The sequence below is a fragment of the Streptomyces sp. NPDC052496 genome (assembly GCF_040679095.1).
GTDB lineage: Bacteria > Actinomycetota > Actinomycetes > Streptomycetales > Streptomycetaceae > Streptomyces.
This window is the reverse complement of sequence record NZ_JBFAUH010000016.1, coordinates 190,905-204,189: the sequence shown is the minus strand read 5'-3', so window position 1 is coordinate 204,189 and position 13,285 is coordinate 190,905. Positions and strand designations below refer to the sequence as shown.

The following is a 13,285-nucleotide window of genomic DNA, read 5'->3' as shown; positions in this document are numbered from 1 at the left end:
CGCCTTACCTGTGCCTTACACAGGGCTGCGCGGGACCTGCGGGAGGCCCCGCGCCCCACCGGAGACGCGGCGCGGCCGTGTCCCTCACGAACCCGCGCCGCCGCCGCGTCCCGGGAGCACCGGCCGCCACGGTGCGAAGGCACTCGCGTCGCGCGGCAGCATCGCGGCCAGCTCCGGGCAGTGCCGCAGGATGATCGAGTTCATTCCGCCGCGGGCGATCCAGTCCATGCCGAGCGGGGTGTACAGCTCCGGCCGGAAATCGACGGTCAGGAAGCGGTCCGACTGGATGCGGCGGGTCGCCATCAGGATGAAGATCCGGAAGGCGGTGTCGCTGAAGCCGAAGCCCTCCGGCGGGTTCTCGGCGAACAGCCCCACCATGGTGTCGACCTCGTCGACGTTCCGGTAGACCTCCTTGAGCTGCGCGACCGTCTCCGGGTCGGAGCTGATGTCCTCGAAGCGGCGCACCCGCGGCTTGTGCAGCCCGGCGCGGAAGTCGTTGTAGCGCGGCACCCCGCGCCGCCGGGTCCGTACGAGGTCGACCACCGACAGGTCGATGATCTCCCCGTCCCGCTCGAAGCGGGTCAGCGCCCGCGGGTAGTTGTGCAGCGTGATCGCGCCCGGGTGGGCGATGCCGAGCGAGTACAGCGTGTCGGTCAGGCCGGTCTTGCGGGCCACCCCTTCGGCCGCCGTGCCCTGGATGTCGTCGAACGTGACGGTCTCCACGCGCTGCCCGAAGCGGTGCTCGCGCAGCTCGTAATCGTCCGGGATCAGCGGGTGCATCCGGTAGACCGTGACGAAGTCCTCGGTCAGCGAGTACGGCACCTTGTGGTGGTCCGGCAGGGTCTCCGGGATGCCGCGCAGCGCGTGCGCCTCGACCAGCCACAGCCCCAGCTTGCTCAGCCACTTGTCCGGCGGGCCCTGCCAGTTCGTCTTCAGGCCGACGTCGATGGCCTCGGTGGCGAGGATCGCCGGGGTCCACTCCACCGTGTGGATCTTCGCGATGAGCGCGGAGACGATCAGCCGGGCGGTGTGGTAGACGCGGTCCTGGCTCATGGTGGGGTACTCGGCGTGCAGCGCGTCGCACAGCGCGTTGTGCTCCCGCGCGAAGAGCGTGTGCATCACGCTCAGGCCCAGCCACCAGTTCTCGCTGAAGCCGGTGAGCGGGATGCCGCCGGCGCCGACCGGCAGATGGCCGTCCTCCAGCCGCAGCTTGGCGCCGTCCGGCTCGCGCAGCGACCGCGCGGTGGCCTCGTCGCCGCCGTACACCTCCGAGCCGTCCCACCACGGCGACGTGGTGTTGGTGAACAGCAGCGGCGGCTCGCCGGGCCGCTCCTTGCCGATGTTCTCGGCGAACCGCATCACGTCCTCGGGCGGGCCGCCGGGCGTGTTGGTCCAGGCGCTGCCGGGCGGCATCGGGATCTCCACCGCCCGCTCGCCGGTCCGGTACCGCTGGTGGTTGACCCAGTCGTGCACCTGGAACTGGATCCACGCCGCGGCCAGGATGTTCAGCGAGGGCGCGGGCCGGAACGACGTACGGTGCAGCAACTGGCGCGCCGTGGTGACCGGGTTCGGTACGAGGTCCAGGTCCGGCCGGTACACCGGCCGCAGGTTGCGGCCGAAGGTGGAGCCGATCGCGCCCATCCGGGGCTCCGACAGGTCGGTGGACGAACCGTCGTACGTACGGGCCGTCCGCGCGCCCTCGTCGACGGTCTCCGGCACCGGCACGGCCTGCGGCGGCGCCTCGGGGACCTCGGTGTCGATGAGGTTGGCGCGGCGCAGCGCCTGCCGCAGCGCCACCAGGTTGAGCAGGCTCAGGTTCAGCGGCAGCCGGTGCCACGGCACGTACCGGTTGACGGCCCGGAACGCCGCGCGCACGGGCACGCCGAGCACGGTGTTGCGCAGCGGCTCCTCCGTACGGAAGCGGGTGCCGAGCCGGTGCCCGGCGCTCGCCCGGTACGCGGCCTTGCGCGCCCGGTTCAGGTTGCCCAGCGGGCGGAACGCGTCCGTGGTGTGCCACGGGTTGAACGCCAGCGCCTCCACCCGGCGGGCCGCGGAGCGGGCCTCGGCGGTCGTCACGTCCTGCCGCGGGATCGTCAGCCGCCCGACCGGGACGACCGGCGCGTCCGCCTCCCGCCACTGTGCCGCGCCGTCCTCGATGGGCGTGCGCTCCTCGTTGACGTACCGCTGCACACACAGCTCGAACTCCACGTCGGCCAGCGCCAGCCGCCCCGCCAGCTCGTGGCGCAGGTGGTCGGGGTCGTGCCGGTCCGGGTGCGGCGCGGGGGCGCCGCCGGGCGCGGGCCGCAACTGGTAGCGGACCGGCCCCGCGTCGCCCCACATGACCGCGCCCCGGCTCCAGTACGTCTCGCGTGCCAGCGAACCGACCACGTGCCGGGTGGCGGCCCGCACGTTGCGGCGCATCCGTGCCGCCGTGCCCCAGCCCACCGCCAGCGGCAGCTTCACCAGCAGCCCGAACGCCTTCTGCAGCGTGCTCTCGGCGCCCGCCATCGCCTTGGCGAACGCCACGAACTCCCGCGCGTCACGCGCGTGCGAGACCGGGAAGTTGGTCGCGAGCAGATCGTGGGTCTCTTCCGCCGAAACCTCCACCCGTACGGCGATTCCCCGCAGATCGGGCGAGATGTCCGGCTGGGCCGTCCCGCTCGCGTTCGACAGCCGTACCACCGCCGGGTACTGCGCGCCCGGCTGCACGAACCCGGACGTCAGCGCGGCGGGCAGCTCCTCGTCGAACCGCAGCCGGGCGTTCTCCACCCCCAGCACCGCCTTGGCGTGGAAGGCCCGCTCGACCCCGTGCGCCGTACCGCTCCCGCGGTTGGCGAGCTGCACCCGCATCAGCTGCCGCGCCAGCTCCTCGAAGACCACCCGCTCCGCCTCCGGGCTGCCGCCCTCGTACCTCTCGTACTGCGTGTGACTCACGGTGTCGGCCATGGCAGGACACCCTCCGTACGGAAGAAGGGCGGAAGACGCTACCCGCCTCCCGCACGGCCGGACAGGGGGTGTTTCGGGCGGATTCAGGGATCTTTGCGGAGCTCGCACTCGGCGGCGGAGGCCGCCCCGGACGCCCCTCCCTGAGGGCTCCTCGGCCCCTCGGAACCCGGTGCCGCGGCGCCCGCCGGCGCCGGCGGCCAGACCCCCGGGGCCAGCACGCCCAGGACGTACGCCTTGGCCACCAGAGCGGTCCGGCCCTGCACCCGCCAGCGGCGGGAGAGGCGGGTGAGGTGGTAGTTGACGCCGTCGACGGTGAGATTGAGATGACTGCCGATCGCGGCGGTGGTGGCACCGGAGGCGGCCAGCGCGAGGATGCGGGTCTCCACGGGGCTGGCCGCGTCCCGCGCCGGCGCGGGCGGCGGGTCCTCGTGGACGCGGAGCAGCGCCAGCAGGGCGGGCGGGTTCTCCGACGGGTCGCCGACCGGATCGACCGTCAACTCGCCCTCCCGCTCCGCGCCGTCCGCACCGGTCCGCCAGCGCACCCCGACCGGGTACCGCGACCTGCGGCCCAGGCGCAGCGCGTCGACCAGCCGGTCTATCTGCGCCTGGGAGCGGGGCCGGAAGAGGTCCAGCAGGTTGCGGCCGCGCAGCCGGCCCGGCGCCGCGCCCCACTCGGCGGCCATCGCGGGATTGGCGACCAGCACCTCGCCGTGGGCCGTGCACACCGCGATCGGCACCGGGATGCGGTCCAGCAGGATCGAGAAGTAGTTGCGCCACGGGCTCGCCCCGTGCGGCCCCGCCGGGCCGTCCGCCGTCGCGTCGTCCATTGCTCCTTCTCCGGTCCGGCCGCAAGAGCGGACAGCGAAAAACCACTGCACAATCATGCAGTTACCCGGCGTCGCACGGTACACCGGGCGGGTCACGCTGGAGTCATGACCGAGACGATCCCGTTCGAAGCAGTCGACGGCGCGGCGCGCCCGACCGAGGAGGTGCCGGTCGTCGACCTGTCGGCCACCGGACTCACGTCCACCCCCCTCCAGCAGGCGATGAACCTGGCCCGCGAGCACGGCCCGGTGTACCGGCGGCGGCTGCACGGCCACGAAGCGATGTTCGTCTCCTCGCTGGAGCTGGTCACCGAGCTGGCCGACGAGGAACGCTTCGCCAAGGGCATCGCGGTCGCCCTGGAGAACGTCCGCGAGTTCGCCGGGGACGGCCTGTTCACCGCGTACAACGACGAACCGAACTGGGCCAAGGCGCACGACATCCTGATGCCGGCCTTCGCGCTCGGCTCGATGCGCACCTACCACCCGGCGATGCTGAAGGTGGCCCGCCGGGTGATCGGCGCCTGGGACCGGCGCGCGGCCGACGGCACGCCCGTGGACGTCCCCGACGACATGACCCGGATGACGCTGGACACCATCGGCCTGGCCGGCTTCGGCTTCGACTTCGAGTCGTTCTCCCGCGACACCCCGCACCCCTTCGTCGAGGCGATGGTGCGCTGCCTGGAATGGAGCATGAAACGCCTCGGCCGCGAACCGGGCGGCGACTACACCGAGCAGGACGCCGCCTTCCGGGCCGACGCCGATTACCTCGCCTCCGTCGTGGACGAGGTCATCGCCTCCCGTACGGGCGAGGCCGGCGCGGCGGACGGGGCGTCCGACGACCTGCTCGGCCTGATGCTCGGCGCCACCCACCCCGCCGACGGCACCACGCTCGACCTGGCCAACATCCGCAACCAGGTCATCACCTTCCTCATCGCCGGCCACGAGACGACCTCCGGCGCGCTCTCCTTCGCCCTGCACCACCTCCTCAAGGACCCGGCCGCGCTGCGCCTGGCCCAGCGCGAGGCGGACGAACTGTGGGGCGACGCGACCGACCCCGACCCGTCCTTCGAGGACATCGGACGGCTGCCCTACACCCGGCAGGTCCTCAACGAGGCGCTGCGCCTGTGGCCCACCGCCGCCGCCTTCAGCCGCCAGGCCCGTACGGACACCCTGCTCGCCGGCCGCTACCCGGTGAAGGCGGGCCAGCTGATCACCGTCCTCACGCCGATGCTGCACCGCGACCCGGCCTGGGGCGACAACCCGGAGCTGTTCGACCCCAGCCGGTTCGCGCCGGAGGCCGAGGCGGCCCGCTCCCCGCACGCCTACAAGCCCTTCGGTACGGGCGAACGCGCCTGCATCGGCCGCCAGTTCGCCCTGCACGAGGCGACCATGCTGCTCGCCATGCTGGTGCACCGCTACCGCCTGATCGACCACACCGATTACCAGCTGAAGATCAAGGAATCCCTGACCCTCAAGCCGGACGGCTTCACCCTCACCCTCGGCCGGCGCACCCCCGCCGACCGCGCGGCCGTGCGCGCCGCACTCGCCGTACTGCCCGGCGGGACACCGCAACCGGACGGCACGCGGCCGGACGCGGACGACGGCCTGCCCACCCGGGTCCACCAGGACACCGGCCTGCTCCTGCTGCACGGCACCAACTACGGCACCTGCCGCGACTTCGCCGAGCGCATCGCCGACGAGGCCACCGGGCTCGGCTTCACCACCGAGGTGGCCCCGCTGGACGCCGCGGCCGGCGCCCTGCCCACGGACCGGCCGGTCGTGATCGTCACCGCTTCCTACAACGGCCGGCCCACCGACGACGCGGCGCACTTCATGGAGTGGCTGGAGAGCGCGCAGGCGCAGGCCGACGGCGTACCGTACGCCGTCCTCGGTGTCGGTGACCGCAACTGGGCCGCCACGTACCAGCGCGTACCGACCGTGCTCGACGAGCGGCTGGCCGCCCTCGGCGCCGAGCGGCTGCTGCCGCGCGGCGAGGCCGACGCGTCCGGCGACCTGAACGGCGCGGTGAAGGCGTTCACGGCCGCCCTGCGCACCGAACTGCTGGTGCGCTACGGCGACCCCGCGACCATCGGCGCGAGCGCGGCGGCCGGCAGCACGGACACGTCCTACACCGTCCACGAGGTCACCGGCGGCCCCCTGGACGCGCTCGCCGCCCGCCACGGCCTCCAGCCGATGACCGTCACCGAGGCGTACGACCTCACCGCCCCCGGCCACCCCCGCGTCAAGCGCTTCCTGCGCCTCGCCCTGCCCGAAGGCGTCACCTACCGCACCGCCGACCACCTCGCCGTACTCCCCGCCAACGGGACCGCGGCGGTCGAGCGCGCGGCACGGGTACTGGGCGTGGACCTCGACACCGTCCTCGACATCCGGGCCGGCGCGGGCCGTGCGGGCCGGGACACCCTCCCCGTCGACCGTCCCCTCACCGTACGGAGCCTCCTCACCCACCACCTGGAACTGGGCGCCCGCCCCACACCGGACCAGCGCGCCGCACTGGCCGCCCACAACCCCTGCCCGCCCGAGCGAGCCGCCCTCGAAGCGCTCACCGACGACGACCCGCGCAGCGTCCTCGACCTCGTCGAGGCGTACCCGGCCCTGCGCGGCGCCCTGCCCTGGCCGGCCGTCCTCGACCTGCTGCCGGCCCTGCGCATCCGCCACTACTCGCTGTCGTCCGCACCCGCCGCCGATCCGCGCCACGCCGACCTGATGGTCTCGCTGCTGCCCGGCGGCACCGGCTCGGGCCACCTGCACACGCTCCGCCCCGGTGACACGGTGCTGGCCCGTGTCCAGCCCTGCCGGGAGGCGTTCCGCCTCGACCCGGCCGACCCGACGCCGGTCGTCCTGATCGCGGCCGGCACCGGTCTGGCCCCCTTCCGCGGCGCCGTCGCCGACCGCGTGGCCGCCGCGGCACACGGCCCGCTCGCCCCCGCGCTGCTCTACTTCGGCTGCGACGCCCCCGACGCCGACTATCTGCACGCCGACGAACTGCGGGCCGCCGAGGCCGCCGGCGCGGTGTCCCTGCGCCCGGCCTTCAGCGCCCGGCCGGAGAACGACTGCCGCTACGTCCAGCACCGCATCGCCGCCGAGACCGACGAGGTGGGAGCCCTGCTCGACGCCGGCGCCCGGGTGTACGTCTGCGGCGACGGCAGCCGGATGGCACCGGGCGTCCGCGCCGCCTTCCGCGCACTGCACGCGGCCCGCACCGGCGCCACGGACGAACAGGCCGAGGACTGGCTGCGCGAACTGACCGCCGCCGGGCGCTACGTGGAGGACGTGTACGCGGCGGGGTGACCCCGGCCGAGCCGCGGGCGGGCACTGGCCCGCCCTGTCCGGCCCGGCCTCGCCCCCGTGCCCGGCGGGAACCAGGACCGTCCCCGCGCACGGGTCTGGCTCCCCGCCGGTCACCGGCGGCATCGTGGACCGTGGCGACGCGGCTCCACGTGCCGCCGTCCGGCGATTCACCTGGGGGAGCGCCATGACGAAGGCCCTGATCATCGGGGGTGGCATCGCGGGAGCGGTGACCGCGATGGCCCTGCGGCAGGCGGACATCGACGCGGAGGTCTTCGAGGCGTACGAGGAAGGCGCCGACGACGTCGGCGCCTTCCTCGTCGTCTTCGCCAACGGCCTGGAGGCGCTGCGCGCCATCGGCGCGCACGGGCCGGTCCTGGCCAACTCCTTCCCCGCCGAGCGGGTGGAGTTCCTCAGCGGCACCGGGAAGCGGCTCGGCGAGCGCCCGCTCGCGGGCGCCGCCGGCGAGACGGGCATCGGCCCCCGTACGCTCACCCGCGCCGCCCTCTACCGGGTGCTGCACGACGAGGCGCGCCGCCGCGGGATCGCCGTGCGGCACGGCAAGCGACTGGTCGCCGCCGAGACCGTCGGCGACCGGCGGGTGGTGGCCTCCTTCGCGGACGGCAGCCGGGCCGAGGGCGACCTGCTGATCGGCGCGGACGGCATCCACTCGGTCGTCCGCAAGCTGATCGACCCGGCGGCGCCCCGGCCCCGCTACACCGGCCAGCACACCGTCTGCGGCTACGCCCGCGACATCAAGCCGCCGTCCGCCCCGGACACCTACACCATGATCTACGGCCGCCGGGCCTTCTTCGGCTGCACCGCGGCGGCGGACGGCGAGGTGTGGTGGTTCTCCAACGTACCGGGCCCCGAACGCTCCCGGCAGGACCTGGCCGCCGTCACCGCCGACCAGTGGCGGCAGCGCGTCACCGCCCTCCTGGACGGCGACCGCACCCCGGCCGCCGGCATCGTCCGGGCCACCGGCGACGACATCATCGCCTCCATGGCCTACGACCTCGCCACCACCCCGCACTGGTTCTCCGACACCATGGTGATCATCGGCGACGCGGCACACGCCGCCGCGCCCAACGCCGCCCAGGGCGCCTCGATGGCCATGGAGGACAGCGTCGTCCTCGCCAGGTGCCTGCGCGACCAGCATGAACCCCGGCGGGCCTTCGCCGCGTACGAGGAGCTGCGCCGTGCACGCGTGGAGCGGGTGGTCGCGCACAGCGCCCTGATGGCCCGCCGGGCGGCACCGGGCATGCTGCGGCGGGTGGTACGCGACGTGCTGCTGCCGCGCAGCGTCGCACGCGGCGGCGACGGCGCCGACACGTGGCTGACCGGTTACCGCGTCGAGTGGTGAGGGGGTGGGCCCGCGGGGGCGCTCACCACTGCACCGCCCAGTGGTCACTGCCCTTGTTCACCAGCACCTTGGCCTTCCATTTGGTGGTGACGACGTTGGAGACCAGGTAGTCCAGGATGCCGCCGCTCTGCTGAGTGGCCCGGTTCGGGGCGTAGAGGTGCGCGGCGGAGGGGAGGGCGGGGTCCTGCTGCAGCTTGGCGGGGGCGCGGTTGTAGTCGCCGAGGACCGCCCAGGACCTGGCCTTGTTCTGCGCGGCGTACGCGGCGGCGTACTTCACGAGGGTCGCGGCGTCCCCGCCGCCCTTGGCGCTGGCGTGCAGGGAGCACAGCAGGGCCGCGTTGCCGTTGTCCCGCACGCACAGCAGCGGACGGTACTTGCCGGGGATCTCCACGACGCTGCCGGAGGCCGGGGCCCAGTCGGTGACCAGACCCAGGTTCTTGGAGGAGTGTCTGAGGATGAAGAGGTGGCGGTAATGGGGGCGCGAATTCGTGCCCACGTTCCATTTCCACCCGGAGAGGTTCGGGCCGAGCTTCTGCTCGCGGCCCACGTTGGCGGGCGGCCGGGCGGAGACCTCCTGCAGCGCGACCACGTTGCGCTTCACGGCCAGGTTTCCCACCGCCGCCCACCGGGCGGCGGAACCCTGCACGTTCCACGTCGCCAGGGTGCGGTCCTCCGTCGCCGCCCGGGCCGGCTCCGGCAGCGCCACCAGCACCGCCGACGCCAGCACCGCGGCGGTCCCGGTCGCGACCGTTCTCCTGCTCAGCTTCCGTCCACCGACAGCACAGTTCATCGCCGCTTCCCTTTCCTGTCCCGCAGCCGCCGGCACCGCCGGCCGATGCGCATCCGTTCCGTAGCCGTACCGGCGCCCGGTGGCCGTGGCGGCTCCGGGCGCTCACGCAATGGATCGCCCCCGGCGCGGCCCCGTATGCCGTGCCGGCCACGGAATCATTCGAAAGGGTGTACGGAAAGGGCGGCCTTACGGATGCCTACCGCTCGTCCGCACCGCGCAGCTGCACCACGACCAGGGCGAGGCCCGCCAGCACGACGTTGCGGGTGGCGGCCTCCAGGCCGTTCCAGGTCTTGGACTGCCACATGGCGAACCACTCGCCGCCGATCGCGAGGAACCCCGCGCCGAACAGCAGCAGCACCATCAGCAGACCGGCCGTGCCCAAGCGCCGCGCGCCGGCGTACCCGGTGCCCCGGCGCAGCTCGCGCGCCCACAGCACGGTCGCCGCGATCAGCACCAGCGCCGCCAGCGTCTCCCAGGCGATGATCAGGACGTACGCGATGTTCTGGAGGGTGGGCGACTCGACGGCCCGCCACATCAGGTCGGGGTCCTTGAAGGTGGTGTCCATGGCCAGGACGTGCTGGACGAACGCCTGGTTGGTGCCGAAGTCGGTGATGTTGCCGAACGCGACGAGCGCCATGTAGAGCGCGACCGTGCCGGTGAGCACGGTCGCGGCGAGCGGCAGGGCCTGCACGGGTCTGGTGGCGGGCATCTCCGGTCCCCCTGGTTCCGCCGGAATTCCCGGCTCGCGGTGGAGCGTTGTCCCCGGGAACTCTACGGGCGCCGTCAACTGCCGGGCAGCCGGGCCGTCGCGACGAGAACCGTACGGGCCGGGACCGTGCACACGTCCCCGGTCTTCAGTGCCGCGGAAGCCGCCGGCGCGCCGTCGGGCGCGGTGGTGTCCAGCACCACCTCGTACACCGCGCCGAACCGCCCCGGGACGGGGAAGTCCACCGCGTCCGCACCGGAGTTGAGCAGGGCGAGGAGATCGGTGTCCGGTGCCGCCGCGCGATCGCCGGCCAGGAGGAAGGCCAGGAAGCGGGTGGCGGGGTCGTTCCAGCGGGCCGCGGTCATCGGCCGGCCGTCGCGGTCGTACCAGGCGATGTCGGGCGGATCGCCCGAGCCGGTCAGGAAGCCGGTGCGCTGGAGCACCGGGTGTTCGCGCTGGAGGGCCACCACCCGGCGTACGAAGTCGGTCAGGGGGGTGGGCGCCGACCAGTCGTACCAGCTCGTCGGGTTGTCCTGGCAGTACGCGTTGTTGTTGCCGCCCTGCGTGCGGCCGAGTTCGTCGCCGCCGAGCAGCATGGTGCAGCCCTGTGAGAGCAGGAGGGTGGCGAGCAGGTTGCGGCGCTGGCGTTCGCGTACGGAGGTGATCGCCGGATCCCGGGTGGGGCCTTCCACGCCGTAGTTCGCCGACCGGTTGTCGTCCGTGCCGTCCCGGTTGTTCTCGCCGTTGGCCTCGTTGTGCTTGCGCGCGTACGTCACCAGGTCGGTCAGGGGCATGCCGTCGTGGCAGGTGACGAAGTTGATGGAGGCGTCCGGGCCGCGCCGCTCGGGGGCGTACAGGTCGGAGGAGCCGGCGATCCGGCTCGCCAGGTCGCCGACGGCCGGGCGGCCCCGCCAGAAGTCGCGCACGGTGTCGCGGTAGCGGTCGTTCCACTCGTTCCAGCCGGGCGGGAAGCGGCCCACCTGGTAACTGTCGGGCGCGCCCACGTCCCAGGGCTCGGCGATGAGTTTGACGCGGCCGACGACCGGGTCCTGGTAGAGCAGGTGGAAGAAGGCGGCGAGGCGGTCGACGTAGCCGTACTGGCGGGCCAGCGTCGCGGCGAGGTCGAAGCGGAAGCCGTCGACGTGCATCTCGGTGACCCAGTGCCGCAGCGAGTCCATGACCAGGCGCAGTACTTCGGGTCGGCCGGCGTTGAGCGTGTTGCGGGTGCCGGTGGTGTCGACGTAGCGGGACGGGTCGGCGGGGTCGAGCCGGTAGTAGACCTCGTTGGCCAGGCCGCGGAAGCACAGGGCCGGGTCGTCGGGCGGGCCTTCGGCGGTGTGGTTGTAGACGACGTCGAGGACGACCTCGATGCCGGCCGCGTGCAGGACCTTCACCAGCTGTTTGAAGTCGGTGACCTGGCCGCCCTCGTGGCCCGCCGAGCTGTACGCGGCGTGCGGCGCGAAGAAGCCGATGGTGGAGTAGCCCCAGTAGTTGGTGAGACCGCGGTCCAGGAGGAACGGTTCGGGCAGGAACTGCTGCACCGGCATCAGTTCGACCGCGGTCACCCCGAGGCGGGTGAGGTGCCCGACGACGGCGGGGTGGGCCAGCCCGGCGTACGTGCCCCGCAGGGCCGGTGGCACCTCGGGGTGCAGCGCCGTCAGGCCCTTGACGTGCGTCTCGTACAGGACCGTCCGTGACCAGGGGTGGCGCGGCGGCCGGTCGTCGCCCCAGTCGAACGCCGGGTCGGCGACCAGCGGCAGCAGCGCACGGGGCCCGGCCGGCCGCAGCACCTGCGCGTACGGGTCGAGCAGCAGCCGCGACGCGTCGAAGCGCAGGCCCCGCGCGGGCGCGAACGGGCCGTGCGCCCGGTAGCCGTACGCCTGGCCCGGCCGTACGCCCGCCACGTACGTGTGCCAGATGTCGCAGTCCACCGCCATCGGGATCCGCCGCTCGCCGCCGTCGTCGAGCAGGCACAGCTCCACGGAACCGCCGTACGCGCCCGCCGAGGAGTACACGGCGAAGAAGGTTCCCGTACCGTCCCAGTGGGCACCGAGCCGGTACGGGGCACCGGGCACCGCAGAGGCCGCCATCAGTCGTAACCGCCGAACATGAAGAGGGACGCCCGCTGGTCCGCGGGGTTCATCAGCCCGTGCAGATTCCCGCCCTTGAGGAGGGCGAGGTGGCCGGCGGGCAGCCGGCGCACCTCGAAGGCGCGGGCCCGGCTGCCGGAGTCGGCCCAGTCGCCGATCACCATCAGCCCGTCGCCCTCCAGCATCAGGAAGACCTCCTGGTTGTCGCGGTGCCGGTGCAGGCCGATGCCGCAGGCCGGATCCAGGACGTGCAGGTCCATGTAGGTGACGGCGAGGAACGGCTCCACGTCGCCGCTCGCGTGCCCCTTGCGGCCGAAGGCGTCGAGGTTGTACGGCTCCAGGCCGCGCCGCAGGTCGTCGGAGCCCGCCCAGCGGCCGTACTCGCTGAAGAGGGTGCGGTATTCGAGGAAGCCGACGCCGCCGTGCGGGTGGGGGCTGGTGCCGACGCCGAGGTAGTTCTCCCAGCCGCGGACCCGCATCTCGAAGCCCAGCCGCACCGACCCGGACGGCGGGTCGGCCGAGCCCGCGCCGTCCGGACTCGCGGTCCAGCGCACGTCGATGTAGCAGGGCAGTACGGGGTGCATGGCGTGCCGCGGGGCGACCAGCCGCAGGTCCTGGTTGGTCATCTGGTCGCGGTGGAAGTCCTGGCCCAGGCCGGTGACGAGGTCCGGGCGCGGTTGCAGGAGCCCGGAATCGAGAGCCGTCCGGCCGCGCGGGCCGAGGAGGTCGCGGAAGCCGTCGCCGACCCGGCCCCACAGTTCGATCGTGTAGAAGTCGGTCTCCTCGTCGTACGGCACCCGGACCGGCACCGGCCGGCTGCCCTGGACGGACAGCACACAACCGATCGCGTCCCCGAGCTGGCCCGCCTCGCGCCACAACGCCGAGTCCGGGCCGCCCCGGTAGGACAGCTGGAGGAACGGACCGCGCCAGTCGCCGATCTCGGCCCAGCCGCGTACCGCCCGGGTGTCGGCGAGGGTGAAGTCGCGGACGTTCTGCTTCTGGAAGTCGGCCTTGTCGTCCTGCTGCGCGGGGTCCAGCTGGTCCTGGGCGGGCGAGGCGGGCCCGTACAGCTGGAGCGTGCGCAGCGGGAACAGGTGCTGGAGCGAGGCGGGGTCGTAGTGCTCGCGCTCGGCGGCGAAGCGGGTGCGCTCGATCAGGCCGAGCAGTTTCAGCAGCGGGTTGGCCTCCGCGTAGTCCGGCGGTTTGACCGGGTCGACGCGGAAGACCGAGTCGGTGTGCACGATCTTGGGCATCGCGGGA

General features: G+C 73.4%; 8 protein-coding genes. 2 read left to right on the top strand and 6 right to left on the bottom strand.

What is annotated here, in order from left to right; all coding sequences use genetic code 11:
- Positions 1-84: 84 nt before the first annotated feature.
- Together AB0L45_RS22510 and AB0L45_RS22505 are read right to left on the bottom strand one after the other, a co-directional pair.
- Complete coding sequence (locus tag AB0L45_RS22510) at positions 85-2,946, bottom strand: peroxidase family protein (RefSeq protein ID WP_365842540.1); 2,862 nt, start codon at positions 2,944-2,946, stop codon at positions 85-87.
- An 83-nt stretch (positions 2,947-3,029) separates the two neighbouring features.
- Positions 3,030-3,773, bottom strand: coding sequence for a PAS domain-containing protein (locus AB0L45_RS22505; protein ID WP_365842538.1), 744 nt, complete (start codon positions 3,771-3,773; stop codon positions 3,030-3,032).
- Positions 3,774-3,878: 105 nt separating this feature from the next.
- Here AB0L45_RS22505 and AB0L45_RS22500 point away from each other — a divergent pair, with 105 nt between their 5' ends.
- The gene (locus tag AB0L45_RS22500; protein WP_365842536.1) at positions 3,879-7,079 is read left to right on the top strand and encodes a cytochrome P450; all 3,201 of its coding nucleotides are present in this window, start codon (positions 3,879-3,881) and stop codon (positions 7,077-7,079) included.
- Positions 7,080-7,263: 184 nt separating this feature from the next.
- The gene (locus AB0L45_RS22495) at positions 7,264-8,439 is read left to right on the top strand and encodes an FAD-dependent monooxygenase (protein WP_365842534.1); all 1,176 of its coding nucleotides are present in this window, start codon (positions 7,264-7,266) and stop codon (positions 8,437-8,439) included.
- Between the two features lie 22 nt (positions 8,440-8,461).
- On the opposite strand, the gene AB0L45_RS22490 is transcribed toward AB0L45_RS22495, so the two are convergent.
- The 4 genes from AB0L45_RS22490 to AB0L45_RS22475 all read right to left on the bottom strand — a co-directional run bounded on the left by AB0L45_RS22490 (position 8,462) and on the right by AB0L45_RS22475 (position 13,278).
- Positions 8,462-9,229: an endonuclease/exonuclease/phosphatase family protein gene (locus tag AB0L45_RS22490; RefSeq protein ID WP_365842532.1), complete on the bottom strand. Its 768-nt coding sequence runs from the start codon at positions 9,227-9,229 to the stop codon at positions 8,462-8,464.
- Positions 9,230-9,425: 196 nt separating this feature from the next.
- Complete coding sequence (locus tag AB0L45_RS22485) at positions 9,426-9,938, bottom strand: DUF2165 domain-containing protein (RefSeq protein WP_365842530.1); 513 nt, start codon at positions 9,936-9,938, stop codon at positions 9,426-9,428.
- A gap of 74 nt (positions 9,939-10,012) precedes the next feature.
- The gene (gene glgX, locus AB0L45_RS22480; protein WP_365842528.1) at positions 10,013-12,025 is read right to left on the bottom strand and encodes a glycogen debranching protein GlgX; all 2,013 of its coding nucleotides are present in this window, start codon (positions 12,023-12,025) and stop codon (positions 10,013-10,015) included.
- Positions 12,025-13,278, bottom strand: a complete 1,254-nt coding sequence (locus AB0L45_RS22475) for a hypothetical protein (protein ID WP_365842526.1) — start codon at positions 13,276-13,278, stop codon at positions 12,025-12,027. Before AB0L45_RS22475 ends, glgX begins: the two co-directional genes overlap by 1 nt.
- Between the last annotated feature and the right edge of the window lie 7 nt (positions 13,279-13,285).

Coding starts and splice junctions, on each gene's coding strand:
- AB0L45_RS22510 (WP_365842540.1), bottom strand. CDS start 2,946: ATGGCCGACACCGTGAGTCACACGCAGTACGAGAGGTACGAGGGCGGC.
- AB0L45_RS22505 (WP_365842538.1), bottom strand. CDS start 3,773: ATGGACGACGCGACGGCGGACGGCCCGGCGGGGCCGCACGGGGCGAGC.
- AB0L45_RS22500 (WP_365842536.1), top strand. CDS start 3,879: ATGACCGAGACGATCCCGTTCGAAGCAGTCGACGGCGCGGCGCGCCCG.
- AB0L45_RS22495 (WP_365842534.1), top strand. CDS start 7,264: ATGACGAAGGCCCTGATCATCGGGGGTGGCATCGCGGGAGCGGTGACC.
- AB0L45_RS22490 (WP_365842532.1), bottom strand. CDS start 9,229: ATGAACTGTGCTGTCGGTGGACGGAAGCTGAGCAGGAGAACGGTCGCG.
- AB0L45_RS22485 (WP_365842530.1), bottom strand. CDS start 9,938: ATGCCCGCCACCAGACCCGTGCAGGCCCTGCCGCTCGCCGCGACCGTG.
- glgX (WP_365842528.1), bottom strand. CDS start 12,025: ATGGCGGCCTCTGCGGTGCCCGGTGCCCCGTACCGGCTCGGTGCCCAC.
- AB0L45_RS22475 (WP_365842526.1), bottom strand. CDS start 13,278: ATGCCCAAGATCGTGCACACCGACTCGGTCTTCCGCGTCGACCCGGTC.